This window comes from Pseudomonas sp. S2_A10, assembly GCF_054668465.1.
The window spans coordinates 2,240,460-2,265,165 of the sequence record NZ_CP162773.1 but is presented as its reverse complement, the minus strand read 5'-3'; the positions used below and the strand labels follow the sequence as shown (position 1 = coordinate 2,265,165).

The following is a 24,706-nucleotide window of genomic DNA, read 5'->3' as shown; positions in this document are numbered from 1 at the left end:
TCATGACCACACAGAATCCGATCCAGCCGTTCCACGTCATCCCCGGCGCTGTCGTCAAAGACATCCTCAACGGGCTGCGGCATGCAACCATCGACATGGTGGCGCAGACCTACCTGACCCACGAGCGTGGCGAAACCGTTAACCCCGACAGTTATTTTCTGCGTTTCCCTGCGCAACCGGCGAACCGGATCATTGCGCTGCCGGCGGCCATCGTCGACAGCAAGGGCGATCAATCCGTCTCCGGGATCAAGTGGATTGCCAGTTATCCCGACAACATCAAGTCAGGCATTCCGCGCGCATCTGCCGTGCTGATTCTCAACGACCCGCAGACCGGTTATCCCTACGCCCTGCTCGAAGGTGCGCTGATCAGTGCCGTGCGCACGGCGGCGTCGGCGGTATTGGGTGCCTGGTGGCTGAATGGCCAGAACCGCCACGCGGCGACACTTTCGATCATTGGTGGCGGGGTAATCTCAAGAAATATCCTCGAGACTTTCGTCGCGGACGACTGGTCCTTCGACAGCGTGGGCATTCACGATCTCAACGCCGAATCGGCGCAAGCCCTCGCGGAATTTGGCGAACAACTGGGCCTGCCGGATGTACGCCTACTGTCGCTCGAAGAAGCGCTGACTGCCGACATCGTGGTGTTCGCCACCAGCGCGGGCGAGCCGTACGTAAAAGGCCAGGGCACGTTCCGCCCGGGGCAGATTGTTCTGAACATCTCGCTGCGGGATATCGGCGCCGAAATCATCGAGGAAAGTTACAACTACTTCGACGACATCACCCATTGCCTGAAGGCCAATACCTCACCGCATCTGGCCGAGCAGCAATATGGCCATCGCGACTTTGTCACCGGCACAGTGGCGCAGCTGATTCGCGGAGACCTGCATGTCGCCCAGGACAAACCGCTGATCTATTCGCCATTCGGCATGGGCATTCTCGATCTCGCGATTGGCCGGATGATCCACGACATTGCGGTGGCGGCCGGTACGGCAATTGCCATCCCGTCATTTTTTGGCGAGGAGCGCAGATGGTGAAGGCGCCTGTGCACATCGGCCTGGTCGGCTGCGGTTCGCGCGGATTGTCGGTATTCGAGCGCCTGTTGAGCCGCGCCGAGGAACGCCCGGAACAACCGGTGTTCATCGACATCTTCGAGCCCAACGTGCTCGGCAGCGGCGCGCACTGGCCCGATCAACCGGACTACCTGTTGCTCAACACCGTCGCCGGTCAGCTCGGGGTATTTCCCGACGCAGCAGCGTTCGGTGATCTGACCGACGCCCGGGAACGGCCAGGGCCGGACTTTCTCGCGTGGTGCCGAGCACAGCGCGTCAAGGTTGACCCCGACAGCGGCCTGCTCGCCGCCGACGGTCGCGACGTCGAGCCGGAGGATTTTCTGCCTCGGCACCTGCTCGGCGCTTATCTGGCCGACGCCTTCACGCGGATCCTCGCGACCGCACCCGCCTGGGTAACGGTCAATCTGCATCGGCATCAGGTCACGGCGGTCGAGCGCAACGAGAACCAGCAATACCTTCTGCTAACCGCCGACGGCGCTGCGGTGACGGTGGATCGTCTGGTGCTGACGGTTGGCCACACCGGACGCCTGCGCCTGGCGGGGCAGAACCGGGTCGACAACGTTTACCCGCTGCCGGGCAGCCTCACCACCGTCGAGCCCGGCGAAACGGTGTTGATCGAAGGGTTGGGCCTGGGCGCCATGGACACCCTCGCGGCGCTGACGGCTGGCAGAGGCGGGATCTACAAACCCATGGCGGATGGCAGTCACACTTACCAGCCGTCGGGTCAGGAGCCGGTGATCTTCATTCAGTCGCGGGACGGGCTGCCGTTTCGCACGCGTCCCAATGGCTTGATCGGCTGCCCCCGCCATAGCGCCGTGCTGCTCACGAGCGAGCGCATCGAATCGTTGCGGGGCAACGCGCATAACCGTCGGCTGGATTTCGAACGGGACATTCTGCCGCTGATGCTGCTGGAGATGCGTGCCGCTGCGGTCGCCGTTCTGCATAAACCCTCAGCGCCACAACAGCTGCTTGAGCAGCTCAGAACCGTCAGCGTTGCCGGCCCTGCCGGTGTGGCCGCTTGTGAAGCCTTGCTGCGCGAGTTCGAAGCGATTGCCGGCGCAATCAGTCCGCTGGAGCTGATCAGCCACAAACTGCCCGACAGCGTCACGCCTTACAACTATCACGCATGGATTTACGACACCCTCGAAGCCGACTTGCATGAAGCACGCCTGGGACGCGGCGCGTCGCCGATCAAAGCCGCCATCGAAGTCTGGCGCGACTTGCGTGACCGGCTGCGTGAAGCGGTGGATTTCGACGGGCTCACCGAAGATTCGCATCGGCAGTTCTATGGCCGCTGGCACAAGGCGATCAACCGTCTGGTCGCCGGCCCGCAAAAGGAGCGCCACGCCGATCTGCTCGCGCTGTGTGATGCCGGTTTGCTGACCTTCCTCAAGCCCGGCTCACGCCCCGCGATCGATCACTTCAAGCGAGTCGCCGGTTACGTCCAGAGCAGCGGCGTCAGCCACAGCGACTGCGCACCTGTGCGCGACCTCGCGCGCCTGGGCCTTGTGCGTCCACGCACCGATGTGCCGGGCATCGACGGCATCGATGTCGACGCGGCGTCCAACCCCAAGTCGAACAGCGGCGAAGCGGTGCGTGACATCTGGGTGCTGGGACCGCTCGCCGAAGGTTCTTGCTATTACAACCACTACGTCACCTCGGCGGGCGCACCTTCGCGGCTGTTCATGGACGCCCATCGAGTCGCCACCGCCATCCTTGAGACAGGAACTCGCGCATGAAACTCTACTATCAGACGCATTCGCCGTACGCCCGCAAGGTGTTGGTGCTGGCTCACGAACTTGGCATCGCATCGAGCCTTGAGGTGATACATCACGAGACCAGCCCGACTTCACCGAACGCGACCATTTACCAGGCCAACCCCTTGGGTAAAGTGCCGGTGCTGATGCTGCCCGACGACAGCGCACTGTTCGATTCCATCGTGATTTGCGAATACCTCGATGACCTGAGCAACGGGCGTAAATTCATCCCGGCAAGCGGCCCCGAGCGCTACAAGGCGCTGCGCCTGCAGGCATTGGCGCAGGGCATGTGCGACGTCGGCATCAAGCTGCGCTGGGAAGTCGAGCGGCGCCCCGAGGCTTTGCGCTATCCGGCGTACGCGGACGGCCAGGCCTACAAACTCAAGGAGGCGTATCGCTTCATCGAAGAGCACGTCGACCTCAATGGCCCGATCACCGTTGGCCACATCGCCTTGGCGACCGCGCTGGACTGGATCGCTTTCCGTCAACTCTCGGACTTCTCGGCGCAAGCACGCCTGAGCGAGTGGTACCAGACGTTCTGCCAGCGCGCGTCCATGCGGGCGACCGAGTACAGCGGACAGACGCACGATTAAGCCAAGGAAACCGCTATGAGCTCTCTCTTGCTGCAAATGTCACCGATCGCGCTGGTGATTGCGCTGATCCTGATCCTCCGGCGTCCGCCGGTACAGGCCGCGCTGGCCGGTGTGGTGCTGGTGCTGGTGCTGTGGGCACTGGGCGCTGCCGGGCCGGTGTCGGCGGCCATCTCCTCGGCGATTTTTCAGGACACCACGATCCTGTTTCTCAGCACCGCGTGCGTCATCGTCCCGGGGCTGGCCTTCGTCATTCTGGTCGAGCGCGGCGGTGCACCGCAGGCCATCGGCGCGTGGGTCAAGGAACTCGGCTGGACCCCCCGGCGCAGGTGATTTTCATCGTGCTGGGCCTGGCGCCGCTGCTGGAAGCGATGACCGGCTTCGGCGTTTCGCTGATCGCCACGGTGCCGCTGCTGATGGGGCTTTTCACTCGCCAGTCGGGGATGAAAATCGCTCTCGCCGGCATGGTCATCATGCCGTGGGGCACGCTGGGTCTGGCAACGGTGATCGGTGCCCTGCTGGCACATTTACCGGCGCAAACTCTCGGTAGTCATTCAGCGCTGATCAGCGCGCCGGTGTTCCTCTGCCTGGCGTCGCTGGCCTTGTGGCAGGCCGGCATCCGCAGGATTACTCCGTGGCTGGGGCTGATCGTCGTGACCGCCCTGTTCGTTGCCGTGCTGTTTTCCATCAACCTGTGGGTCGGCCCGGAAGTCTCCGGTGTGCTGGCCGGGCTGGCCGTGGCTTGCGTCGGCCTGGGCATCTCCTGGGCGCAACGGAAAAAACTGGTGCGCTGGCCGAGCGCGGCATGGCCTTATCTGGCCTTGCTGGGAGTGATTGTGGCGTCGCGCGGATTGTTCGTGCTGTCGGGCTGGGATGGTCTATGGGTCGTCAGGGGCGAACACGTTTCATGGAAGCCGCTGGCGTCTCCCGGGCTGGCGCTGCTGATCGTGACCGTGCTGATGGCGTTCAGGCAAACCGCGAGCGCGGGTTTCCCGTGGCCAGCGCTGTTCAACCGGGCGAAGTTTCCGGTCACGACAATCTTCCTGTTCCTGCTGCTGTCCCAGGTGATGGTCAACGCTGGATTCCTCGTCGAGGCGCAAAGCGCGTTGCAATCCATGTCGGGTATTTCGCTGGCGCCGACGATCGCCCTGCTGGCAGGGATTGCCGGTTATGTCACCGGCTCCAACGTCGGCGGCAACACGCTGGTGATGCCGTCCATTGCCGCGCTGAGCAGCGAACACGGGGCGTGGCTGGCGGCAATGGTCAACAGCGCCGCCGGACATGGCGCACTTGGCTCGCTGTCGATTCTGTCGTTGATCACCGGACTTGCCGGGGCCAACCGCCAGGAAGAAAACAGCCTGATCCGCTTCGCCTTCGGTCTGGTGGCGCTGAACATCGTCATAGTTGCTGCAACGGGGATCGTTTTGCTCTACTTTCTGTGAATTGTTTCGAATCATCACAGAGAACTTATGGACAGGTTTGATTTGCCGGACAAGCGCTGGCGGATAGTCAAGGACTGGATTATTCGCCAGATCGACAGCGGTGACCTGGCGGCCGAAGCCAAACTGCCGTCAATCCGCGTTCTGGCGCGGATGTTCGAGACCAGCATCACCACGGTGCAGCGGGCGCTGGCCGATCTCGAGGCTGATGCCTACGTCTCGACGGTACCGCGCGTCGGCTACTTCGTCTCGGCATCAGGGCGGGCAAAACCGTCCGGCGCTTTCGACTTTTCCAGTGTCACCGTCAACGTCAATCATGCGGTGGTTGCGATGCTCTCCGAGGCGGCCTCGCGCACCACCGCATCGCTGAATTCGGCTGTCCTGCACAGCGATCTCACGCCCAACGTGCTGCTCAACAAATGCCTCTCGGTGCTGGCCGCCAAGACTGACAACACGCTGAGCGGCCTGGTCGCGCCACCCGGCCTTCCCGCGCTGCGAAGGCGTATTGCCGGCCTGATGCTGACTCGCGGAGTGGTATGCGGGCCGGACGACATTCTGGTGACATCGGGCGACACCATCGCTCTCGAACTGGCCCTGGAAGCCGTCGCGTCGAAAGGCGCTACAGTCGCCATCGAAACCCCGACCTATTACGGCATCCTGCAGACCATCGAACGCCTGGGCATGCGCGCCCTGCCGATCCGCACCGACGGCCGCACGGGCCTGGATGTCGATCATCTGGAAGAAGCTCTGAAGCAAAAAAAGGTCGCGGTGATTTTTCTCAACCCGACGCTGCAGAATCCGCGTGGCTTCATCATGCCCGACGAAGCGCGCGCGCGACTTTCCAGGATCGCCCGGGAAGCGGATGTGCCGATCATCGAAGACGACATCTTCTTCGACCTGGTGCCCGAAGCTGATCGGCCGCGCGCCCTCAAGAGCTACGACAGCAGCGGCCAGACGATCTACTGCTCGTCCTTTTCCAAAACCATCGCGCCGGGTTATCGCGTCGGCTGGTGTCTGGCCGGCAAATACCGCAATGCCATCCTCGCGCAGATGTTTTCGCGCAACCTGGCCGTTTCCAGCCTGGCGCAAAATGTTCTCAATGAATTCATCGGCCGTGGCTACATGGACGAGCACTGCGCCAGATTGAGGTCGCAACTCTCTTCGCTGGCGAGTTTTGTCGAAGCGCTGGTGCGCACGGATTTCCCGCTCGGGACCGTCTATGTGCCACCGCGCGGCGGTTTCATCCACTGGGTCGAAATGCCTGCACACACCGACATGCCGGCGCTGCAGCAACTGGCCACGGAGCGTGGTTGCCACGTGGCTGGCAGCGGCATATTTTTCGCCGATGGCCAGGCCTCCACAGGCGTGCGCATTTGCCTCGGCACTACGCTGACCCCGGCGGTGATCGGCATTCTCAAGGTGATCGCCGAATGCGCCCACCTTGCCGCACGCCCGACGAGCCCGCGGCAGATGCCGACTGAACAGCTGCAAGAGCTGGCAGTTTCCTGACCGACTTGCGCGAGCCTCGCTTATGAATCAGAAAAGAACCCGTATTCGCTTGCCGCATCCCCCGCCGTATCGCCCGAGCCACTGGACATTCTGGCTGACGGTGCTCGCTGGCGTGCTGATTGCCTTAGCCGTGTGTCTTTCGATCTACATGCTTATCGAAAGCTGGATCAGCGGTTCCATCACCACCAACAATCGCGGACCGCGCAGCACCTACACCTTGGCACTGCAACCTCGGCGATACTGGTTCGAGTTCATGTGGCAGAGCTTCTGGACCGCGTTCATGTTGGCCATCGGTGTGTTCGGGCTGTGGATTTATCGCAAAGGGCGGGTGCGTGAGCAGAGGCCGAAGGGCAAGCGCACAAGTCAATAGTGCATGCCGCCTTCACAGAGTGTTGATGTAATCGACGGGCAACAAGACTGTATCCACAGCGGCATCCACTGGCAGGGATACAAGAGTGATGACCGGGCAGACGATCATCATGTAACAGATGATCGCTGCCGGCATGCCATCGCTGCCTCCTCCCCGAACACCGAGCAGGTGTAGGCCGCCATCGACCCCTCGGTAATATTCGGCGTCGGACAGACCATCATTCAAGCGCCCGATAAACGTTCCGCAGCCAACCAACAGCAGTGCCAGGCCTATGACACAGCCAATTCGCAGAATCCCTTTCAAAACAGCGCTTCCTTACGTCACAAAATACTGGGCGCGGGATTGTACTCGCGCCTTTCGCTCGTGACTGCTTTACCTGCTGACTCGGCATATCGGTTAAACCAGATTGCCTGTTGCGCGACGGCGCATTCGAACGCTGTCATGTTGGCATTACGCCGCTGCGCGTTGCATGAACTGGAGCGGATGTGAAATGAACTGTCTCTCGGACTTATGTAAATCGTGACGCAGCGCGTCACGAATTCGATCACATTGAATTCGGAACGCACTGCGTTCCGTATGTTGCTCGGCGCCAGTTCCAGGCTCATTCTCGATCCACCTTCGCAAAGGCCGAGCCCTTATGAACAAATGCCTTTCGACCGACCCGGTAACCATTGGCGAATCGTTCATAGAGAACGCAGCCGACGGCTACGCACTCGGCGGCTTCACCTGGCGCCACAGTTCGCCCGATCCACAGCGCCCGGTGGTCGTCATCAACGCCGCCACCTCCGTGCGCTGTCGCCATTACTCAAGGTTCGCAGCCTATCTGTTCAGTCACGGCTTCGACGTCATGACCTACGACTACCGGGGCATTGGCGAATCACGCAGCGAATCGATCAAAGGGCTGCGTGCCTCGTGGACCGACTGGGGCGCGCTGGATTTCGAAGCGATGCTCAAACGAGCGCAGCGGGAGTTTCCCGGTCAGCCAATCGATGTGGTCGCCCATAGTTTCGGCGGTTGCGCGGCGGGCTTGGCGGAGTCGGGCAAGGTGATCCGACGGTTGGTAACCGTCGGTGCGCAGTTCGCTTATTGGCGTGATTACGCCCCTGAACAGCGCTGGCGGATGTTCGGCAAGTGGCATGTGATCATGCCTTTGATGACGCTGCTCTGCGGCTATTTTCCAGGCAAGCGGATCGGCTGGCTGGAGGACACGCCAACCGGCGTAGTCTGCGACTGGAGCACACCCACTGCACGGTACGAGGATCGTCCAAGCGGTCGGGTGCTGATGAAAAAGGCGGGCGCCCTGCCCTTCGATGGCGTCCGCGCGCAGACCCTCGCCATCAGCCTCAGCGATGATCCTTACGGAACGATCCCGGCGATCGAACGCCTGCTCGGCTACTTCAGCAACGCGGCAAAAACCCATCTGCGCATTGCGCCGCAGGACATCGGCGAACGACAAGTCGGACATTTCGGCTTTTTTCGCAGCGCATACCAAGCCACACTATGGCCCATTGCTCTGACCTGGCTGCAGACCGGCGCACTGGCCGCCGATACACCCGGCCGACAAGTGCCACGCAGCTGAGCCCCTCTCAACGCACGACGGAACACATCATGGCCTCCGCCAACAAGCAGCAAAAACGCGCCACCCGGGCCAAAGCCAAGGCCAAGCAGAACCGCACCAAGCGCGCCGAAGCGCCGGTCGAGCTGGACCCGAACGACGACCGCATCGACTTCGAATCGGTGGACTTGACCGAGCTGTTCAAGACAATGATCGACGCCGAAAAGATCAGCCAACAGGCCATGTGCAGCGCGTTCCTCGAAGATCCGCTGCTGGAACTGGTGTACGAGCAGGAAGGCGAAGAAGGCGCGATGGATTTCATCCTCGCCGCGCTGATCGAGTATCGCCAATGGTCGCAGGAAACCGACGAGGCCGGCGCGCTGGCGTGGATCGAATCTCCGGCATTCCAAGCTGACTATGTAGCGGCATCCGACGCGATCGCGGCACAAACCCAACAGAAGAACTGAGCTCCCATGGCATCCCTGAACAAGCAACAGAAACGCGCCAAACGCGCCAAGGCCAAAGCCAAGCAGATCCGTATGGTCGGGCGCAAACCGCTGGATCAGGACGAAGAGCTCGGCCACCTCGCCGAGCCGATCCCGGAATACACCCTGGCGATGTTCAGCAAAATGCGCGACGCCGAAGCCGTCAGCCGCAACGAAATGCTGCTGACCCTGCTGCGCGAACTGGCCTTCATCATCGTCGACCATCCTGAACTGCTCGACATGGAAAACGCCGACAACGAAGGCATGGCCGCCACCCACCTGGCCGCCGATATGCTCATCGACTACCGCATGTGGGCCGACGGCATGACCATCGAACAGGCCCAGGCCTGGCTGAGCGAGCCGCAGTTCATTACGGATTTCGGCGTGGCGCTGGATGCTTATGGCAAGTCGGTAGAGCCCCAGGAAGACAAGAGCGAATAAGCCCTTCTCAGAAACAAAAAACGGCCGCTAGTCATCCCTGACAGCGGCCGTTTTTTGTTTGGATGGCCTAGCTACTCTTTGTCCGGTGACGATGTATATCCCATTGACATATCCCCAGCACGATCTATCCTGAGCTAATCACAGGAACAGACCCGGGAGCTCGAATATGGAGCAGACCACAATTTTCATGAGCAACAGAAGTCAGGCAGTCCGACTGCCAAAGGCAGTTGCGATGCCCGGCGACGTTAAACGAGTGGAAGTCATCGCGATTGGCAGAACACGCGTCATTACGCCTGCTGGAGAAAGCTGGGATAGCTGGTTTGATGGCGACAGCGTCAGCCCTGATTTCATGGCTAACCGTGAGCAACCCACTGAACAGGAGCGCGAGTCGTTCTGATGATCAAGTACATGCTGGATACAAATATCTGCATCTTCACCATCAAGAACAAACCACAAATTGTCCGGGAAGCCTTCAATCGACATTCCGGGCAGTTGTGCATCAGCGCTATCACGCTTATGGAGCTTATTTACGGTGCTGAAAAGTCGGCGGCCCCGGAGAAAAATCTGGCAATTGTTGAAGGATTTGTCGCGCGACTGGATGTCTTGCCTTTCGATAACGACGCAGCCGCACAGGCCGGGATGGTTCGATCTGAACTCGCGAAGGCTGGAACGCCGATCGGGCCATACGACCAAATGATCGCTGGCCACGCACGCTCACTTGGACTCATTGTAGTGACGAACAACGTACGGGAGTTTGAACGCGTTTCCGGTTTGCGAATCGAGGACTGGGTTTAACCTGACTGGAAAGCTCAGAAACAAAAACGGCCGCTAGTCATCCCTGACAGCGGCCGTTTTTACATCACGCGTTACGACTCAGTTCAACACCACCGCACCACGTTTCTCCAGCTTGCGCCGGCGCGACACCAGCAGACCGGCAGCCACCACCATCAGACTCAGCAGGCCCGTGGCAAGGATTTCCACGCGGTGGGCTTCCTGGAACAGCATGATGGTCAGCGCGGCGACGATGAAGATGATTACCGCCCAGGTCAGACCCGGGAACAGCCACATGCTGAAGACGATCTTCTCGCCGCGCGCCATGCGCTGCTTGCGCATGCGCAGTTGCGAGAAGGCGATCACCAGGTACACCAGCAGGGCGATGGCGCCGGAGCTGGCCAGGAGGAATTCAAACACCGCGGCCGGAGCCACATAGTTGGCGAAGGTGCAGAGAAACGCTGCGCCGGTCGACAACATCACCGCCCAGTAAGGCGTACCGCTCTTGTTGGTGCGGGTCGACATGGCCGGGGCGTCACCGCGCTTGCCGAGGGAGAACAGCATGCGCGACGAGGTGTACAGCGCCGAGTTCAGGCAACTGGTCACTGCGACCAGTACGACGATGTCGACGATCATCTTGGCGTTGGGAATGCCCATGCGCTCAAGTACGGTCTGGTAGGAACCGAGGTTGGCCAAGGTAGAATCGTTCCACGGCACCAGCGCAACCACGATGAAAATCGACACCAGATAGAACAGGCCGATCCGCCAGATCACCGAATTGGTCGCCTTGGAAATCTGCTTGCCCGGGTCTTTCGATTCCGCCGCCGCGATGGTGACGATTTCGGTCCCCATGAACGAGAACATGGTGGTCAGGATCGCGCCCAGCACAGCACCCATGCCATTGGGCAGAAAGCCGCCGCTGTCGAACAGGTGCGAAACGCCACTGACCTGGCTGGTCGGCAGGAAGCCGAAAATCGCTGCAAGGCCGAGGCCGATGAAGCCGATGATCGCAAGCACCTTGATCAGGGCGAACCAGAACTCGAACTCACCGTAATTCTTCACGCTGAACAGGTTGGTCACGGTCAGCAGCATGGTGATCACCAGCGCGAAAGCCCAAATGTCGACACCCGGGAACCACGCATGCAGGATGGTCGCGGCGGCGTTGGCTTCCAGCGGAATCACCAACACCCAGAACCACCAGTACAGCCAGCCGATGGTGAATCCGGCCCAGTGACCGATCGCGCGATCAGCGTAAGTCGAGAACGAACCGGTGTCCGGCGAAGCCACGGCCATCTCGCCGAGCATGCGCATCACCAGCACCACCAGAGTACCGGCAGCGGCGTAGGCCAGCAGCACGGCCGGGCCGGCGGCAGCGATGGCGTGGCCGGAGCCGACGAACAGACCGGCGCCGATCACACCGGCGATCGACAACATGGTCACATGACGCGGTTTGAGCCCCTGTTCGAGGCCAGTGGAGCTTGGGGTACTGCTCATAGAGACTACCTTTGCAAGGAAAGCGAGTGCGTCCGGCGCGTCTGTAAATTCTTTCTCGTAAAAAGAATCCAACGGCCTGTTCCTTATTCTGCACGCAATATTTGCGCCAAAATGTTTCAAGTCCTTGAGGGCCGGGGGCTCCGGCATCCGGTGCAAGTCCTTGAGTTTAATGGCTATTCGCCAGAACGTTACCCGGCGACTCACTTTCAAGACGAATTCGCGCACCAGAAACACACAGATAAAGTGTGCGGCGCACAGAAAAAGGGCGAATAAGGAACGTTCGGCCGGATAGCGCTTCCAACACCCCGCCAAAGCTGGCAACATCGCGCCTTTTTTTACGCGGCACCCACGGGTTTGCACGATCAAACACCCGTTCGGTTGTTGACGGGGCGACAGTCTGCTGCGCCGATGCGACAACCCGCCACATGCCACCCGTTTACCGCTCGTAGCGCTGTTGGCTGCCATTGAAACGCTATGCTAGCTTGGCCGCCTCGCCAGGAAGGCCCGCCAACAGCAGGAGCGCAACATATATGAGGAACGCACATGGCTGAGGCCACGCCCGCGCTTGAAATCCGCAACTTGCACAAACGCTACGGACAGCTGGAGGTGCTCAAAGGCATCTCGCTGACCGCCCGCGACGGCGACGTGATCTCGATCCTCGGCTCTTCCGGTTCCGGCAAGTCCACGTTCCTGCGCTGCATCAACCTGTTGGAAAACCCGCACCAGGGCCAGATCCTGGTGGCCGGTGAAGAACTCAAGCTTAAAGCCGCGAAGAACGGCGAACTGGTCGCCGCCGACGGCAAACAGATCAATCGTCTGCGCTCGGAGATTGGTTTTGTATTTCAAAACTTTAATCTGTGGCCGCACATGAGCGTGCTCGACAACGTCATCGAGGCCCCGCGCCGCGTGCTCGGCCAGAGCAAGGCCGAAGCCATCGAAGCCGCCGAAGCGTTGCTCGCCAAGGTCGGCATCGCCGACAAGCGCCACGCCTACCCGGCGCAATTGTCCGGTGGTCAGCAACAACGCGCAGCGATCGCCCGCACGCTGGCGATGCAGCCGAAGGTGATCCTGTTCGACGAACCGACCTCCGCGCTTGACCCGGAAATGGTTCAGGAAGTACTTAGTGTCATCCGCGCATTGGCCGAAGAAGGCCGCACCATGCTGCTCGTGACCCACGAAATGGGCTTCGCCCGCCAGGTTTCCAGCGAAGTGGTGTTCCTTCATCAGGGCCTTATAGAAGAGCAAGGATCGCCACAGCAGGTGTTCGACAACCCGCTTTCGGCGCGCTGCAAACAATTCATGTCCAGCAACCGCTAACGGAGCAACATGCATGCAGAATTTCAAAAAGGTCTTCCTGGCCGCCGCCGTCACCCTCGCGTTCAGCGCCGGTGCCATGGCTGAAACCCTGAAGATGGGCATCGAAGCGGCCTACCCGCCGTTCAACAATAAAGACGCCAGCGGCCAAGTGGTCGGCTTCGACAAGGAAATCGGCGACGCCCTGTGCGCGAAGATGAAAGCCGAATGTTCCGTCGTCACTTCCGACTGGGACGGCATCATTCCGGCGCTGAACGCGAAGAAGTTCGATTTCCTGATTTCCTCGCTGTCGATCACCGAAGATCGCAAAGCCGCAGTGGACTTTACCGACCCGTACTACTCGAACAAATTGCAGTTCATCGCGCCGAAGAACGTCGACTTCAAAACCGACAAGGACTCGCTCAAGGGCAAGACCATCGGCACCCAGCGCGCAACGCTGGCCGGCACCTGGCTGGAAGACACCTACGGTGACGATATCAAGGTCAGCCTCTACGACACCCAGGAAAACGCCTACCTCGACCTGACCTCCGGTCGTGTCGACGCGATCCTCGCCGACAAGTACGCCAACTATGACTGGCTGAAAACCGACGCTGGCAAGAACTACGAGTTCAAGGGCGACCCGGTAGTGGAAAGCGACAAGATCGGTATCGCCGTGCGCAAGGGTGACAACGAACTGCGCAACAAGCTGAACGCCGCGCTGAAGGAAATCGTCGCTGACGGTACCTACAAGAAAATCAACGACAAGTACTTCCCGTTCAGCATCTATTGATCTGACCTGTGGGACCGGCGCCGCGATGAAGCGGCGCCGGCTCCCGACTTTGCCTGCCGCAATTTGAACAGAAACCCATGATTATCGACCTCTACGGATTCGGCCCGGCGCTCGCCGCTGGTGCGCTGATGACCGTCCAACTGGCCCTCACCGCCCTGTGCCTGGGCCTGGTGCTCGGCCTGCTCGGCGCCTTGGCCAAGACTTCCCCGTACAAGCCGCTGCAATGGCTTGGCGGTACCTACTCGACACTGGTGCGCGGCGTCCCGGAATTGCTCTGGGTGCTGTTGATCTACTTCGGTACGGTCAACCTGATGCGCGCCCTCGGTGAGTACTTCGGCAACCCCGACCTGCAACTCAACGCCTTTGCCGCCGGTGTGATCGCACTGGGCCTGTGCTTCGGCGCCTACGCCACGGAAGTGTTTCGCGGCGCCCTGCTGGCCATTCCCAAGGGCCACCGTGAAGCCGGCCAGGCCCTGGGCCTGTCGAAATGGCGGATTTTCACCCGGCTGATCATGCCGCAGATGTGGCGCATCGCCCTGCCGGGCCTGGGCAACCTGTTCATGATCCTGATGAAAGACACCGCGCTGGTATCGGTCATCGGTCTGGAAGAAATCATGCGTCACGCGCAGATCGGTGTGACCGTGTCAAAACAACCGTTCACCTTCTATATGGTCGCGGCGATCATGTACCTCGGCCTGACAGTGCTGGCGATGACCGGCATGCACTTGCTGGAAAAACGCGCCGCCCGCGGCTTTGCGAGGAGCGCGCAATGAACTGGGAAGTCATCATCAAGTGGCTGCCAAAACTGGCACAGGGCGCGACCCTGACGCTGGAACTGGTCGCCATCGCGGTCATTGCCGGCCTGCTGCTCGCCATTCCGTTGGGCATCGCCCGCTCTTCGAAGCGCTGGTACGTGCGCTCGCTGCCTTACGCCTACATCTTCTTTTTCCGGGGCACGCCGTTGCTGGTGCAGCTGTTCCTGGTCTATTACGGCCTGGCGCAGTTCGACGCCGTACGTGAAAGCGCGTTGTGGCCCTACCTGCGCGATCCGTTCTGGTGCGCGACCGTGACCATGACCTTGCACACAGCGGCGTACATCGCCGAGATTCTGCGCGGTGCCATTCAGGCGATTCCACCGGGCGAAATTGAAGCCGCGCGAGCGTTGGGCATGTCCAGACCGAAAGCGATGTTCTACATCATCCTCCCGCGTGCTGCGCGCATCGGCCTGCCGGCCTACAGCAACGAAGTGATCCTGATGCTCAAGGCCAGCGCCCTGGCCAGCACCGTGACCCTGCTGGAACTGACCGGCATGGCACGCACGATCATCGCCCGCACTTATCTGCCGGTGGAGATCTTCTTCGCCGCCGGCGTGTTCTATCTGGTCATGGCTTACGTGCTGGTACGCGGCTTCAAGCTGCTGGAGCGCTGGCTGCGCGTCGATGCCTGCCAAGGCCGCTGACACTTCCTGCGTGCTGACGGGCGAGGACTTACTCGCCCGCTTCACCGCGCTGGATGCTTTTCTGATTGAGCATCAGGCGCTGTGGAAACCTCGACCGTTCACTCACCTACAACTTCCATGGGAAGCGTCCTACCCGGAGTTGTCTGCGTGGCTGCGCAAGCGATCGCTGGAAGATGCAGAACGCGCGCATAACCATCCTGCTGATCTTGTCGATGCGCCAGAGCCGTTCGCTTCATTGGCGAAGTTGTCGGCAGAGTTGAGTGCGGTCGGTGAGTTGCCGGGGCATGCGCTTGAGGCTGCCGGGCATCGCTTGAATGTCGATGTGCCCGGGCGCAAGTGGCAGCAGATTGAAGCGTTTGCCAGTCGTTTGTCTTTTGCCTCGCAGCCGACGCATTGGCTGGACTGGTGCTCGGGCAAGGGACACTTGGGGCGGCGCCTAATGGGGTCTGGGCAACAATTGACTTGCGTTGAATACGATCCGGTGCTGGTCGCCAGCGGTCAGGCCTTGAGTCAGCGTCATCATCTGCACGCTTTGCATGTCGAACAGGATGTACTCGCGGCAGACGCCCCGGCCGTATTGAACGCCGCCCACACCCCCGTCGCCCTCCACGCCTGCGGTGATCTTCATGTGCGCTTGATGCAACTGGCCAGTGCCGCAGGCTGCCAGCAAATGGCGATCGCACCGTGCTGTTACAACCGCATCAGTCGTAACGAATACCAGGCCTTGTCCTGCGCAGGATCGGCATCGCTTCTACAGCTCTCGCTGGAAGATCTGGCGCTGCCGATGAACGAAACCGTCACCGCCGGTGCGCGCGTCCGGCGCCAGCGTGACACATCGATGGCTCGTCGCCTGGCTTTCGACCTGCTGCAACGGCAAGTGCGCGGCGTCGATGAATACCTGCCAACGCCCTCCCTGCCCAGCGCCTGGCTGGACAAACCGTTCGCTGATTACTGTCGCGATCTGGCTGTGCTCAAAGAGTTATCCACAGTCGGCGAGCCAGATTGGCCCGAACTCGAAGCAACCGGTTGGCAGCGGTTGGCCGAAGTTCGCAACCTGGAATTGCTGCGCGGATTGTTCCGCCGCCCCCTTGAGCTCTGGCTGAATCTGGATCGGGCGCTTTTCCTCGCAGAACAGGGATACGTCGTACGCCTCGGCACCTTTTGCGACGCCTCACTCACACCGCGTAACTTACTGCTGCTCGCCGAGCGCGCCTAAAACGTTACGACCTGTGGATAACTCTGTTGATGGATTTGCTGTGGATCCAATATCTGCGCCTGTTTCGTCGCTTTAACAACACTGGTCATTTTTTGTTCACATGAATAAAAAACCTGTAAAACAGGGATTTGCGAACAAGATGAGAATGGGTTCACAACACCTCGCATAAGCCAGTATCCGCGCCCCTCAGTTGTGCATAAGCTGCCAATCAAAACGACATAACCGACGAATATTGGGCTAGCCGAGTGAATAATTGTGGGGTCATGAAAGCCGAAGCTGACCCGTACGCCCTGTATAAATGTCTTACTACGCGCGAGGTACAAAAGCAGCGCATAAATTTGCGCTGGGCCTGATTTTTCCGGAATGCAAAAATAGTCTGAATTCAGGGGTTTACAGGATCTACCCAATCGCTATAATCGTCGCCCACACGCCGGTATAGCTCAGTTGGTAGAGCAACTGACTTGTAATCAGTAGGTCCCGGGTTCGACTCCTGGTGCCGGCACCATACAAAACAAAGCCCCTGCAGAAATGCAGGGGCTTTGTTGTTTCTGGCGCTTGGAGCTCACCAGGAGGTCCGCATCGCTGCGACAAAACAAACGACGCCTTATCTCAACCAGCAGCCCCCTACTCTGCCCGCGTGCCTGGACCCGTTACAATTTCACATCAGCCCAACATTGACGGGCTCTTGCACCTACCTATAATGCACCCCAATACACCCGCCAAGCCTAGGTTGACCCAGTCAGCAAGCTCAAATCGTGCGGGTTTTTTTTGCCTGGAGAAAACTACATGAGGCCCTTCGACAAGCCGGCCCTCAGCGTAGAACAGCAATTGGAACTGCTAAAGCAACGAGGCCTGCAAGTCGCAAATGACGAGCGCGCCATGCGTTTCCTGGAAGTGGTCACGCTGTTTCGCTTGAGTCCATACATGCGCCCTTTTCAGGAAACAAACCCTGAACACACCTTCAAACCTGGTAGCACTCTGAAAGCAGTCGTCGACATCTACCGCTTCGATGGCTCGTTGCGACGCATAACCATGGATGCTATCGAACGTGTCGAAGTCGCCATACGAGCGACTATCAGCAATCACATGTGCCCTAAGTACGGGCCTGACTGGATAGCTGACGCGTCAATCTTCTCTTCTTCATATTCACATGGCGATTTATTGCGGCCCCTGCGAGATCAACTGGGCAAGGAGCGCAACAAACTGGGACGTGAGATTGATCGTATAAAAAAGAGCAGCCGAGTTGATCAGGTCCAGCACCAGCGAATTGAAAATCGCATGCGCGATAACTATTTTCGATTCTACGGATCAACCTATGCCCATCCCGAGTTGCCGCCCGCTTGGGCTGTTCTGGAAGAGCTCAGCCTTGGGACGGTATCCACGATGTTCAATGCCATAGGCAAAAGCGTCGACAAGAAAGCGATCGCGAGCAGATTTAATCTCCCCTTCGAAGTACTGGCCTCCTGGCTCCACACTCTGACCTTCATTCGAAACTGCTGCGCCCACCACTCACGACTATGGAACAGAGAGCTCTCGATTCGACCATCCTTACCAAAAGAATGGGTCATCCAAAATGCGCCTGGCAATCGGCCTCAACCCAAGCAGCGGCTATTTATAGTACTAACGATGCTGGCGTATTTAACCGATTTGATCAGTCCAGACAGCCAGTGGAAATTTCACTTGGCCGAAATAATGGACCAGAGGGAACCGGGTGATTTGAAACTTATGGGATTTCCAGATGACTGGAAACGGCAATCGCAATGGTGTTTGGAGTAAGGGAAGCCAGAGGTCTTGTTCTTTCGCCATTGCGCCCGGAGAAACAGAATTGGGGAAACAGAATTGGGGACAGACCACGCTTTTCAATTAGTGACAGAGTCGCAACCTGAATTCTTTTTTACGATTTTGGTGCTGACGCCATACAAAACGAAGCCCCTGCAGAAATGCAGGGGCTTCGTTGTATTCAGTAGCAGACGCCAGGCGAAAGGTTTTAGTGGTATCAAGCAATATGCAGATCCCGCAACGCCTCAGGATGCTGACTTGCCACCCGCAAGAGAGTCTGCGCTGCACCCGTCGGCTGCCTGTGCCCCTGTTCCCAATCCTGCAAAGTCCGCGCTTATGCCTCGCAGTATCTGCACGAGCCAAGCAAGGCACTGATCGATGATGTGGTGAAAGTAATGGATTCGCCACCAGAAAGGCATTGATGCAAACCGCCATTCGAAGCCCTCGTTGATGCGAGGGCTTTTTGCATTTCAGGCCTGCCGAAAACATGCCGGCCTTCCTCAAGGTCCCTTGGTGCGGGGACATATCCGACTTCCCTCCTGCATCTATCCAGACAACCCGCCAGCCACTGGAGCGTTCTTGGCCAACGCATCGGCCGCCCCGCAGCCAATTGGGAACTAACGCCGAGCGCAACACTCCCTTACAAAGCGCGGCGCTGTGGAAGAGTCATCCCGCTTCATCACGTCAGCACAACGGGCTGAATGCATGACATGGACCAAGAGACCATCGATGAACTCAACATCAGAAACGCCAAACGGCTCCGCACGTTCGCAAATCAGGGACTTTTCTGACTGTCGAAACATTGCTCAAGGCGCTGTATTCATTATCGCGTCGGGCAACTCCGCGAAGGACTTTCCCATTGAACAGTTTGCCGACATCCCGATGATCACGGTGAACGGCGCGATATCCATGTTCATGGGAACAGGCATAAAGCCGTTCTTCTACGCATGCACCGATACCAGTTTTTCGCTACAACAACCTGAACTGTTTGCCTATGCGATGCGCACTAGTCAGCGTGTAGCTGTGTGGGCTAACCAGGCTCAGGAACTGATTGTTGAACCGACAGGTGATCTCTATTTGCTCAAGAAAGCGCCCAAACCAACCTTGACTGAATGGCTACTGCGCGACAACCAGGATCTGGTACGTAGTCGCGCTGTTTGGGGTAGCCGAAACCGCAGTATCGGATTCAGCAAAAACCTAGCCCATGGTTTTTTTGATGCCCGCACAGTCTTGTATCTCGCACTCCAACTTGCCTATCACGCAGGCTTTTCAAAGGTGATTTTGGTGGGAGCGGATATGAACCAGTCCGCGGGGCGCTTTTACGAGACTGATGGAAGCTCTATCTCGCCGTGCGGTCTGGATCAGCATTTTCATTCCAGAATACTTCCATCTCTGAAACTCATGTCCGACAAAGTCGTCGGCAAAGAGTTTGCCGTTTACAACTTGTCGCCCTCTTCGCGAATTCCATCCAGCGTCATTCCTGTCACAACGCTCGACAAAGTCAAAGCGATAATTCAGACCTGACTGACCTCGAACACAAACGAAATCCTGCCCTCACTTGCGCTCCAGACATAGCGCAAATGCTTGCCCTGCTTCGGAATCGAAACCGCAGGCGGACGGAACGCCGCAACGCATTCATGCCCAGGCAACCGCACGCTGTTATAAAGCAAGCCCCACGACTCGGCGTCGCGCAGTTGCCGCGCGAACAGCTGTGATGGGCCATAGGCTTCAGGATCAGGCTGATGCAAGTGATCAAAGCCATGGCGGACATCATGCAGCGGTTTGGTCACCTGATTGATATAGGTACGCATGGTCAATTCGAGATCGGCTTCCCGGGTCGCGGCAAGAAAGCGTTCTTGGTGAAAACAGGTTTCGGCGATGGCCGCAGCCTGGCTGCTGGCGGCGTAATAGACGCCGAAGGTGCCGTCACTGAAACGGCTGCGTTTGCCGACGTGAGTGAACGCAGCCATCACCGGGCTGGAACCGGGGCCGGACAGGCGATCTTCGGGACGTACGCGGGCGAGTACGCCGGCCTGTTCGATCAGGCGATCATTGGTCAGCGCTTCGATGGCGTAGGCAACTTCGAGGTCCTCGGGGTCGAGGACGTCTTCGAACAGCGCAATCGGCGGGAAGCTGCTGTTGACGATGCGATAGGCGCGTGGCCATGGCACGTCGACCAGCGCCGGCGCTTTCAACCGCGCACTCCGTCGAGGTAGCGGCGCACATCGGCGATATCGACCACTCGGCCCGCCAGCATGTAATCCAGGGCGGTTTTGCCATTGAACGGTGCCGCAGTGTTCGGGCTGCTGACCCACTTGTAGGCGCGCTCACGGCTATTGCTGAAGATGATGCTCAACGCCTTGTGAATACCCATCAGGTAAGAGATGCGCTCGAGGGTGTCATGGGGCAGGCGTATGTTTGGCAGGTGTTTGTATTTATAGAACGTGGTGTTGCCGACTCCTCCGAGCAGGGTGCGTTGTTGCTCGGCGCTACAGCCCCAATGCTCCATGAGGCTGAAGAAGAACTCCAGCGCAACCCGGCCGGCTTCGGGGGCGTCGAGTTGTTCGCGTGGGGTGAGAGCTGGGGATGAGGTAGGCATAGACGCCTCCTGATTTTTTGTCTTAGCTGAAGACTAGTACATAACTGTAATTTTTTAGCGTTTTGATACACAAATGAACGAATCGTAACAATCAAACGCTCAGAAGCCGGAGTTAAGCCGGCTTATGTTTTTCTGCACTATTTAAACAGTTCTGAATGACTCCCTAAACGATCCCAAGACTTCTTGAATTCAGAAGTCTGTGCACACTGTTTAGGCCGATCAGCGCGTTTTTGCGTTTTCTCCTGTTTCGCCATCAGCATTCCTCAGCATGTCGTCTATCGAGTCGAAACGCTGACGGATTTCTCGTGCTTCCATCATTGCGCGGGCCGTCTTCTCCGATGGAACTCGCACCTCGAAGGGAAGCCCCTGAGTAGCAACAACCTGTCGCAGAAAAAGTCGCATGGCGTCGCTAATGCTCAGCCCGCAAGCGTTCAAGACTTCAGTGGCACGCGCTTTCAAATCCTCATCAATGCGGCAGCGCACATCGGTAGTTTTCAGTAGTGCAGCCATTTCAATTACCTCATCGTGGTTTTGTAGCTACATCAGCGCTACCTCTGCATTGTGTTCGGAGTGATCTTTGTGGGTCAATGCGAAGTTGATAGGTGGTTATCTACCACCATGGCTCGCATGCCAGACATCCATTTCAACTCCTTTGACTGTTGGGCGCTATCAGCTGAATCGTTACTTTACCTGAGACCTATCTGCGTATGACGCAGGCAAAAAGCTAGGAAGATGTAAGCTGTTTCTCTTCGAAAAAAATCTCCCCGCGCACCAAAACCACGCACTTTTTTGACCTTCATCACCCCCACTTCACCAAAAACCCCGATCCTCTGTCAGCCTCCAGCCATCGGCGGGGAAATCAATTCGCTACTAAATCCGCGACAACTATGCTCAGGTGCAGGAATATAGCCGGCATATGGCGCCGTTTCGGTCGTTTCGTAAACAACAATACCCAGCCCACTTCAGAGGGCATTACCCATGGATAGCAGAACCTTACGCAACCTCATGCGCATCGTGCAGACCGGCTCGTTGTCGGCCGCAGCCGAGCATTCGTGCCTGACCGTGCAGGCGTTGGCCGCACAGTTGAACAAGGTCGAAGAGCAGTTCGGTTTCCGCTTGTTTCGCCGCTCCAACAAGGGCCTGACGCTGACGCCGCAAGGTACGGAGCTCACGCCTTACATCGACAAAGTGTTGATCGCCACGCGACAGATGGAAGAAAAGGTCGAGGCGCTGAAGGTGCCCGGGCAGCGCACGTTGAAGGTGGCGTTGAACAACACGCTGTCGCCTGATTTCAACCGGCGCATGATCGGTCGCCTGATCGAGGTGTTTCCTGATTACCAGATGGAATTCAGCTACGCCGAGTCGATGGAAAACCTCAGCAAGCTGAGGAACGAAGATTTCGACCTTGCCGTGCTGATCGGCCCGCAGCGGCCGGGGCTGCCGAGCATCGTGCTGCCAGAGGTGCAGGTGCAGGTGGTCGGTGCGCATTGCGGTCAGGAAAACGATCCGCTGACTTTGCTGGGCAACAAGTTTCAGGTGCGTCCTGCGGAAGATTGTCCGTATTCCCACAGCTTCTTGCGGTTTCTCGACGCCGGGCTGGGCAATCACGAGAACGGCCAGCGCATGGTCTATTCCTGCAGCGAAACCCTGACGCTGTCGTTGATCACGCAGATGGATGCGGTCGGCATGGTCTCGCGTGAAGCGGCGCAGAAGAACGGTCTGACGATTTTTCCCGGTTTCGAGGATTTCCTCGAAGTGCGCCTGGCGGTAAACAATCCGGAGCTGTCGCACCAGGCGCTGAACGACGTCGTTGATCTGCCGCTACATGAACGAGCCGAGCGCAATGTACGCAGCCGTCCCCACCGCCACACTGAGAAAGAGGTTTTTGCTGAAATACGCACATAGCAACGTCGGAATCGCGGCATAGAATTCCGGGCGATCGAGCTGGATCTGCCGATCCTTGATCAACAGGGGTGTGAGGCTGATCGCAGCGACGATCGCCACCGGCAGATATTCCAGCGCCCGCGCCACGAAGGGCGGCCAGTGTTCGGTGTTGATCTGCAGTGGCAAGGCGCGCGGCAGGAAGGTCACGGCCATCATCAGCACCACCACCAGAATCAGGAACGTTTGGTCAGGCATACACCCACTCCGCAGCCCACAAACGTGGCGATAAATACGTTGAAGGGCGAACTGCCGATCAGGCTCAGCGCCCCCATGCAGACCACGGCGGCAGCGGCGGCAATCAGTTTGTTGCGCGTGTTGCACAGCGAGACCAGCACGTAAAGCATCATCGCCGTCAGCGCGTAGTCGAGCTGATATTTGATCAAGTGCGCCGCGTACTGCGCGCAGACCGCACCGAGCAAACCGCCGAGCACCCACGAGGTGTGGCAGAACAGGTTGAAGCCGATCAGGTAACGCACATTGACCGGTGCGCCCGTGCCGAGCTTGACGCTATGAAAGGCGAAGGATTCATCCGTCAGGCCACCGGCGTAAGCCCAACGCTCCATGCGGCTCAAGCCAAGGGCGCGCAGGGCCTTGGCCATGTACACCGACATCAGCATGTGCCGCGCATTGATCAGGAAAGTGGTCAGCACAATGGTGGTCAGCGAGGCGCCGCTGGAGATCAGCGCCAGCGCGGCGAACTGCGAAGCGCCGGCATAGACGAACAAGCACATCGCTACTGGCAGCCACATCGGCAGGCCGGCGTTGACCGCCATCAGCCCGAAGACAAACGACACGGTGAAATACCCGGCGACCACCGGGCTGGCTTCGGCAAACGTGCGCGACGGCTGATGAGTCGCCATCAGCGGCGCGCTGCCGGACCTTTCATTCATAGATCCCTCTCAAATGTTCGTTCGCCGTGAGGCTCGCAAAAACCCTGGGCAGCCCAGAATCGCTTGCCCGCGAGGTTAGCATCGTCGACGAACAGAAACATCCGCAGCACCCCGACCCGTTTCATGTCGGACGACGCTGCTTCAACCAGACGCTGGCCCACGCCCTGGCTGCGGTAGCGCGGGCTCACGGCCAGATGATTGATCGTGCCGCGACTGCCGAGCATGCCGCCGAGCACCGCGCCGACGATCTCGCCAGCCACATCGAACGCCAGATACGCCGTGGTGGTTTTCTGGATCAACACGCCGCGCAGGCATTTGGCGTCCTGCCATTCGCAGAACGACACTTCGTCGAACTGGCGGAAGAAGCGCTCCATGCGTTGCGCATCCTTGGCGGTGGCGCGGCGCAGTACCACTGGCGTCGAGCACTCGACGCCGTCGATTAGGGTGATCTGATTAGCGAACAATGTCGAAAGCGGTCCCGGGCCGCGAGAAGGAAATCGCCAGAATCTGCCGGTACGCCATGGCATGGGTGTGGGTATTGCGCGCCGGGGTCACGTAGTGGCGCATGTCGCGATCGAGGAAGAAGGTGGTATCGAGAATTTCCTCGTAGGTGGTCGCCGCCAGTTGATGCTCGTGAATGTCGTACAGTCGACTCTCGGCACCCTCTACGTTACTGCGGCCCCAGAAGTGCACACCGCTGAACGGATAGCCGTCGCAATGAATACCTTCAGGAGTGATTTCCAGCTGTTTGCCGGGTTTGATCTCGATGCGGATCTGATGGATCTGGCACTGCCAGATTTCATCGTGCAACTCTTCCGGCAGGACACTTTTGTACACTTCGAAATCGGTGTCGATCAGGCTGCGCATCACCGGGGAAGAGATCACTTCTTCGGAAAAGTCCTGAAAGTGCCGTACCACGCCACCGACGTAAGCGTTGTTCTCTTTCGATTGCACATAGGCGCGATGCTCAAGTTGCTTGAGCTCGCGAGTTTTCGGGTTGTATTCAAAGTCGCTGTAACGACGATAACGCATGCCGGCTTCGGCCTGACCGTAGTAGCTGTCTGGCTCCATGTTTTCCCAACTTTTGGTCAGTCTGACGAAGTCGGCAAAATGACCGTAGAGATTGAAGTCACCACCCTGGACGTTGACAAACTTGTCGCGCCGTAGCGATTCGCCCACTTCTCTGTTCAAAACGATCATTACCAAATTCTCCGCTGCGTTGAACGCCCTAATCTATTGGGTGGAGAATTTGCGT

The 24,706-nt window shown here is 58.8% G+C and carries 29 protein-coding genes, 1 tRNA gene and 2 pseudogenes; 21 read left to right on the top strand and 11 right to left on the bottom strand.

What is annotated here, in order from left to right; all coding sequences use genetic code 11:
• Window positions 1-2 precede the first annotated feature (2 nt).
• The 6 genes and pseudogenes from sbnB to AB4N41_RS10355 all read left to right on the top strand — a co-directional run bounded on the left by sbnB (window position 3) and on the right by AB4N41_RS10355 (window position 6,735).
• Entirely contained in the window at window positions 3-1,034 is a 1,032-nt protein-coding gene (gene sbnB, locus AB4N41_RS10380; protein WP_252877262.1) for a 2,3-diaminopropionate biosynthesis protein SbnB, read from the top strand.
• Window positions 1,028-2,809 (top strand): FAD/NAD(P)-binding protein, encoded by a 1,782-nt coding sequence (locus AB4N41_RS10375; protein WP_252877261.1) that lies wholly within the window; start codon window positions 1,028-1,030, stop codon window positions 2,807-2,809. Before sbnB ends, AB4N41_RS10375 begins: the two co-directional genes overlap by 7 nt.
• Entirely contained in the window at window positions 2,806-3,420 is a 615-nt protein-coding gene (locus tag AB4N41_RS10370) for a glutathione S-transferase family protein (RefSeq protein ID WP_056787214.1), read from the top strand. Before AB4N41_RS10375 ends, AB4N41_RS10370 begins: the two co-directional genes overlap by 4 nt.
• A gap of 15 nt (window positions 3,421-3,435) precedes the next feature.
• Window positions 3,436-4,859, top strand: a pseudogene (locus AB4N41_RS10365) (L-lactate permease).
• Between the two features lie 27 nt (window positions 4,860-4,886).
• Window positions 4,887-6,365, top strand: coding sequence for an aminotransferase-like domain-containing protein (locus AB4N41_RS10360; RefSeq protein ID WP_252877259.1), 1,479 nt, complete (start codon window positions 4,887-4,889; stop codon window positions 6,363-6,365).
• 22 nt (window positions 6,366-6,387) lie between these two features.
• The gene (locus tag AB4N41_RS10355) at window positions 6,388-6,735 is read left to right on the top strand and encodes a hypothetical protein (protein WP_252868628.1); all 348 of its coding nucleotides are present in this window, start codon (window positions 6,388-6,390) and stop codon (window positions 6,733-6,735) included.
• Window positions 6,736-6,747: 12 nt separating this feature from the next.
• Here AB4N41_RS10355 and AB4N41_RS10350 read toward each other — a convergent pair whose 3' ends face one another.
• Together AB4N41_RS10350 and AB4N41_RS10345 are read right to left on the bottom strand one after the other, a co-directional pair.
• Window positions 6,748-7,038: a YceK/YidQ family lipoprotein gene (locus tag AB4N41_RS10350; protein WP_252868627.1), complete on the bottom strand. Its 291-nt coding sequence runs from the start codon at window positions 7,036-7,038 to the stop codon at window positions 6,748-6,750.
• Window positions 7,039-7,055: 17 nt separating this feature from the next.
• A complete protein-coding gene (locus tag AB4N41_RS10345; RefSeq protein WP_133337418.1) occupies window positions 7,056-7,340 on the bottom strand; it encodes a hypothetical protein in 285 nt (94 codons plus the stop codon).
• Window positions 7,341-7,372: 32 nt separating this feature from the next.
• On the opposite strand from AB4N41_RS10345, the gene AB4N41_RS10340 reads away from it, so the two are divergent.
• The 5 genes from AB4N41_RS10340 to vapC all read left to right on the top strand — a co-directional run bounded on the left by AB4N41_RS10340 (window position 7,373) and on the right by vapC (window position 10,011).
• The gene (locus AB4N41_RS10340) at window positions 7,373-8,314 is read left to right on the top strand and encodes an alpha/beta hydrolase family protein (RefSeq protein WP_252877258.1); all 942 of its coding nucleotides are present in this window, start codon (window positions 7,373-7,375) and stop codon (window positions 8,312-8,314) included.
• Between the two features lie 29 nt (window positions 8,315-8,343).
• Complete coding sequence (locus AB4N41_RS10335; RefSeq protein WP_150637948.1) at window positions 8,344-8,757, top strand: hypothetical protein; 414 nt, start codon at window positions 8,344-8,346, stop codon at window positions 8,755-8,757.
• A gap of 6 nt (window positions 8,758-8,763) precedes the next feature.
• Window positions 8,764-9,216, top strand: coding sequence for a hypothetical protein (locus AB4N41_RS10330; protein ID WP_056787197.1), 453 nt, complete (start codon window positions 8,764-8,766; stop codon window positions 9,214-9,216).
• Window positions 9,217-9,382: 166 nt separating this feature from the next.
• Window positions 9,383-9,613, top strand: a complete 231-nt coding sequence (vapB, locus tag AB4N41_RS10325; protein ID WP_024011210.1) for a type II toxin-antitoxin system VapB family antitoxin — start codon at window positions 9,383-9,385, stop codon at window positions 9,611-9,613.
• Window positions 9,613-10,011 (top strand): type II toxin-antitoxin system tRNA(fMet)-specific endonuclease VapC, encoded by a 399-nt coding sequence (gene vapC / locus AB4N41_RS10320; RefSeq protein WP_150637947.1) that lies wholly within the window; start codon window positions 9,613-9,615, stop codon window positions 10,009-10,011. The genes vapB and vapC overlap by 1 nt, the downstream gene beginning before the upstream one ends.
• A gap of 78 nt (window positions 10,012-10,089) precedes the next feature.
• On the opposite strand, the gene gabP is transcribed toward vapC, so the two are convergent.
• Window positions 10,090-11,481, bottom strand: coding sequence for a GABA permease (gene gabP / locus AB4N41_RS10315; RefSeq protein ID WP_150637946.1), 1,392 nt, complete (start codon window positions 11,479-11,481; stop codon window positions 10,090-10,092).
• A gap of 543 nt (window positions 11,482-12,024) precedes the next feature.
• Between gabP and AB4N41_RS10310 the strand changes: the two genes are divergently transcribed.
• The 7 genes from AB4N41_RS10310 to AB4N41_RS10280 all read left to right on the top strand — a co-directional run bounded on the left by AB4N41_RS10310 (window position 12,025) and on the right by AB4N41_RS10280 (window position 18,015).
• Window positions 12,025-12,798: an ABC transporter ATP-binding protein gene (locus tag AB4N41_RS10310; RefSeq protein WP_236168220.1), complete on the top strand. Its 774-nt coding sequence runs from the start codon at window positions 12,025-12,027 to the stop codon at window positions 12,796-12,798.
• Window positions 12,799-12,811: 13 nt separating this feature from the next.
• Window positions 12,812-13,564 carry an ABC transporter substrate-binding protein gene (locus AB4N41_RS10305; protein ID WP_095181077.1) on the top strand — a complete coding sequence of 251 codons (753 nt, stop codon included), beginning with the start codon at window positions 12,812-12,814 and terminating at the stop codon, window positions 13,562-13,564.
• Window positions 13,565-13,641: 77 nt separating this feature from the next.
• Window positions 13,642-14,337, top strand: coding sequence for an ABC transporter permease (locus AB4N41_RS10300; protein WP_016772144.1), 696 nt, complete (start codon window positions 13,642-13,644; stop codon window positions 14,335-14,337).
• Window positions 14,334-15,023, top strand: a complete 690-nt coding sequence (locus tag AB4N41_RS10295) for an ABC transporter permease (RefSeq protein WP_016772145.1) — start codon at window positions 14,334-14,336, stop codon at window positions 15,021-15,023. The genes AB4N41_RS10300 and AB4N41_RS10295 overlap by 4 nt, the downstream gene beginning before the upstream one ends.
• Window positions 15,004-16,239 carry a methyltransferase gene (locus AB4N41_RS10290; RefSeq protein WP_252877257.1) on the top strand — a complete coding sequence of 412 codons (1,236 nt, stop codon included), beginning with the start codon at window positions 15,004-15,006 and terminating at the stop codon, window positions 16,237-16,239. The genes AB4N41_RS10295 and AB4N41_RS10290 overlap by 20 nt, the downstream gene beginning before the upstream one ends.
• 429 nt (window positions 16,240-16,668) lie before the next feature.
• Window positions 16,669-16,744 (top strand) — tRNA-Thr (locus AB4N41_RS10285).
• 281 nt (window positions 16,745-17,025) lie between these two features.
• Window positions 17,026-18,015, top strand: coding sequence for an Abi family protein (locus AB4N41_RS10280; protein ID WP_252877256.1), 990 nt, complete (start codon window positions 17,026-17,028; stop codon window positions 18,013-18,015).
• 220 nt (window positions 18,016-18,235) lie between these two features.
• Here the strand turns inward: AB4N41_RS10280 and AB4N41_RS10275 are convergent.
• Window positions 18,236-18,349 (bottom strand): annotated as a pseudogene (locus AB4N41_RS10275) (helix-turn-helix domain-containing protein); the annotation flags it as partial.
• On the opposite strand from AB4N41_RS10275, the gene AB4N41_RS10270 reads away from it, so the two are divergent.
• Together AB4N41_RS10270 and AB4N41_RS10265 are read left to right on the top strand one after the other, a co-directional pair.
• A complete protein-coding gene (locus tag AB4N41_RS10270) occupies window positions 18,318-18,440 on the top strand; it encodes a DUF3077 domain-containing protein (protein WP_353956569.1) in 123 nt (40 codons plus the stop codon). The pseudogene AB4N41_RS10275 and the gene AB4N41_RS10270 overlap by 32 nt on opposite strands.
• A 307-nt stretch (window positions 18,441-18,747) precedes the next feature.
• Complete coding sequence (locus AB4N41_RS10265) at window positions 18,748-19,542, top strand: lipopolysaccharide biosynthesis protein (RefSeq protein ID WP_252877255.1); 795 nt, start codon at window positions 18,748-18,750, stop codon at window positions 19,540-19,542.
• On the opposite strand, the gene AB4N41_RS10260 is transcribed toward AB4N41_RS10265, so the two are convergent.
• The 3 genes from AB4N41_RS10260 to AB4N41_RS10250 form a co-directional block, all read right to left on the bottom strand.
• Entirely contained in the window at window positions 19,533-20,198 is a 666-nt protein-coding gene (locus AB4N41_RS10260) for an RES family NAD+ phosphorylase (protein WP_150638096.1), read from the bottom strand. The two genes, AB4N41_RS10265 and AB4N41_RS10260, sit on opposite strands and share 10 nt — an antisense overlap.
• An 11-nt stretch (window positions 20,199-20,209) precedes the next feature.
• Window positions 20,210-20,617, bottom strand: a complete 408-nt coding sequence (locus AB4N41_RS10255) for an MbcA/ParS/Xre antitoxin family protein (RefSeq protein WP_252877254.1) — start codon at window positions 20,615-20,617, stop codon at window positions 20,210-20,212.
• A gap of 219 nt (window positions 20,618-20,836) precedes the next feature.
• A complete protein-coding gene (locus AB4N41_RS10250) occupies window positions 20,837-21,127 on the bottom strand; it encodes a type II toxin-antitoxin system RelB/DinJ family antitoxin (protein ID WP_056787159.1) in 291 nt (96 codons plus the stop codon).
• A 468-nt stretch (window positions 21,128-21,595) separates the two neighbouring features.
• On the opposite strand from AB4N41_RS10250, the gene AB4N41_RS10245 reads away from it, so the two are divergent.
• Window positions 21,596-22,522 (top strand): LysR family transcriptional regulator, encoded by a 927-nt coding sequence (locus AB4N41_RS10245; protein WP_041477504.1) that lies wholly within the window; start codon window positions 21,596-21,598, stop codon window positions 22,520-22,522.
• On the opposite strand, the gene AB4N41_RS10240 is transcribed toward AB4N41_RS10245, so the two are convergent.
• The 4 genes from AB4N41_RS10240 to AB4N41_RS10225 form a co-directional block, all read right to left on the bottom strand.
• Entirely contained in the window at window positions 22,439-22,756 is a 318-nt protein-coding gene (locus AB4N41_RS10240; RefSeq protein WP_024011198.1) for an AzlD domain-containing protein, read from the bottom strand. The two genes, AB4N41_RS10245 and AB4N41_RS10240, sit on opposite strands and share 84 nt — an antisense overlap.
• Entirely contained in the window at window positions 22,735-23,451 is a 717-nt protein-coding gene (locus AB4N41_RS10235; RefSeq protein WP_016772152.1) for an AzlC family ABC transporter permease, read from the bottom strand. The genes AB4N41_RS10240 and AB4N41_RS10235 overlap by 22 nt, the downstream gene beginning before the upstream one ends.
• Complete coding sequence (locus AB4N41_RS10230) at window positions 23,448-23,825, bottom strand: GNAT family N-acetyltransferase (protein WP_016986309.1); 378 nt, start codon at window positions 23,823-23,825, stop codon at window positions 23,448-23,450. The genes AB4N41_RS10235 and AB4N41_RS10230 overlap by 4 nt, the downstream gene beginning before the upstream one ends.
• A 79-nt stretch (window positions 23,826-23,904) precedes the next feature.
• Window positions 23,905-24,651, bottom strand: coding sequence for a 2OG-Fe dioxygenase family protein (locus tag AB4N41_RS10225; RefSeq protein WP_041477502.1), 747 nt, complete (start codon window positions 24,649-24,651; stop codon window positions 23,905-23,907).
• Between the last annotated feature and the right edge of the window lie 55 nt (window positions 24,652-24,706).

Excerpts from the sequence above, each read along its gene's own strand:
- AB4N41_RS10245 (WP_041477504.1), top strand. The coding sequence starts at position 21,596 with ATGGATAGCAGAACCTTACGCAACCTCATGCGCATCGTGCAGACCGGC.
- AB4N41_RS10295 (WP_016772145.1), top strand. The coding sequence starts at position 14,334 with ATGAACTGGGAAGTCATCATCAAGTGGCTGCCAAAACTGGCACAGGGC.
- AB4N41_RS10310 (WP_236168220.1), top strand. The coding sequence starts at position 12,025 with ATGGCTGAGGCCACGCCCGCGCTTGAAATCCGCAACTTGCACAAACGC.
- AB4N41_RS10250 (WP_056787159.1), bottom strand. The coding sequence starts at position 21,127 with ATGGCTGCACTACTGAAAACTACCGATGTGCGCTGCCGCATTGATGAG.
- AB4N41_RS10305 (WP_095181077.1), top strand. The coding sequence starts at position 12,812 with ATGCAGAATTTCAAAAAGGTCTTCCTGGCCGCCGCCGTCACCCTCGCG.
- AB4N41_RS10335 (WP_150637948.1), top strand. The coding sequence starts at position 8,344 with ATGGCCTCCGCCAACAAGCAGCAAAAACGCGCCACCCGGGCCAAAGCC.
- AB4N41_RS10345 (WP_133337418.1), bottom strand. The coding sequence starts at position 7,340 with ATGAGCCTGGAACTGGCGCCGAGCAACATACGGAACGCAGTGCGTTCC.
- AB4N41_RS10265 (WP_252877255.1), top strand. The coding sequence starts at position 18,748 with ATGAACTCAACATCAGAAACGCCAAACGGCTCCGCACGTTCGCAAATC.
- AB4N41_RS10340 (WP_252877258.1), top strand. The coding sequence starts at position 7,373 with ATGAACAAATGCCTTTCGACCGACCCGGTAACCATTGGCGAATCGTTC.
- AB4N41_RS10300 (WP_016772144.1), top strand. The coding sequence starts at position 13,642 with ATGATTATCGACCTCTACGGATTCGGCCCGGCGCTCGCCGCTGGTGCG.
- AB4N41_RS10355 (WP_252868628.1), top strand. The coding sequence starts at position 6,388 with ATGAATCAGAAAAGAACCCGTATTCGCTTGCCGCATCCCCCGCCGTAT.
- AB4N41_RS10330 (WP_056787197.1), top strand. The coding sequence starts at position 8,764 with ATGGCATCCCTGAACAAGCAACAGAAACGCGCCAAACGCGCCAAGGCC.
- gabP (WP_150637946.1), bottom strand. The coding sequence starts at position 11,481 with ATGAGCAGTACCCCAAGCTCCACTGGCCTCGAACAGGGGCTCAAACCG.
- AB4N41_RS10375 (WP_252877261.1), top strand. The coding sequence starts at position 1,028 with ATGGTGAAGGCGCCTGTGCACATCGGCCTGGTCGGCTGCGGTTCGCGC.
- AB4N41_RS10370 (WP_056787214.1), top strand. The coding sequence starts at position 2,806 with ATGAAACTCTACTATCAGACGCATTCGCCGTACGCCCGCAAGGTGTTG.
- AB4N41_RS10240 (WP_024011198.1), bottom strand. The coding sequence starts at position 22,756 with ATGCCTGACCAAACGTTCCTGATTCTGGTGGTGGTGCTGATGATGGCC.
- AB4N41_RS10360 (WP_252877259.1), top strand. The coding sequence starts at position 4,887 with ATGGACAGGTTTGATTTGCCGGACAAGCGCTGGCGGATAGTCAAGGAC.
- AB4N41_RS10230 (WP_016986309.1), bottom strand. The coding sequence starts at position 23,825 with ATGGAGCGCTTCTTCCGCCAGTTCGACGAAGTGTCGTTCTGCGAATGG.
- AB4N41_RS10255 (WP_252877254.1), bottom strand. The coding sequence starts at position 20,617 with ATGCCTACCTCATCCCCAGCTCTCACCCCACGCGAACAACTCGACGCC.
- sbnB (WP_252877262.1), top strand. The coding sequence starts at position 3 with ATGACCACACAGAATCCGATCCAGCCGTTCCACGTCATCCCCGGCGCT.
- vapC (WP_150637947.1), top strand. The coding sequence starts at position 9,613 with ATGATCAAGTACATGCTGGATACAAATATCTGCATCTTCACCATCAAG.
- AB4N41_RS10235 (WP_016772152.1), bottom strand. The coding sequence starts at position 23,451 with ATGAATGAAAGGTCCGGCAGCGCGCCGCTGATGGCGACTCATCAGCCG.
- AB4N41_RS10225 (WP_041477502.1), bottom strand. The coding sequence starts at position 24,651 with ATGATCGTTTTGAACAGAGAAGTGGGCGAATCGCTACGGCGCGACAAG.
- AB4N41_RS10280 (WP_252877256.1), top strand. The coding sequence starts at position 17,026 with ATGAGGCCCTTCGACAAGCCGGCCCTCAGCGTAGAACAGCAATTGGAA.
- AB4N41_RS10290 (WP_252877257.1), top strand. The coding sequence starts at position 15,004 with ATGCCTGCCAAGGCCGCTGACACTTCCTGCGTGCTGACGGGCGAGGAC.
- vapB (WP_024011210.1), top strand. The coding sequence starts at position 9,383 with ATGGAGCAGACCACAATTTTCATGAGCAACAGAAGTCAGGCAGTCCGA.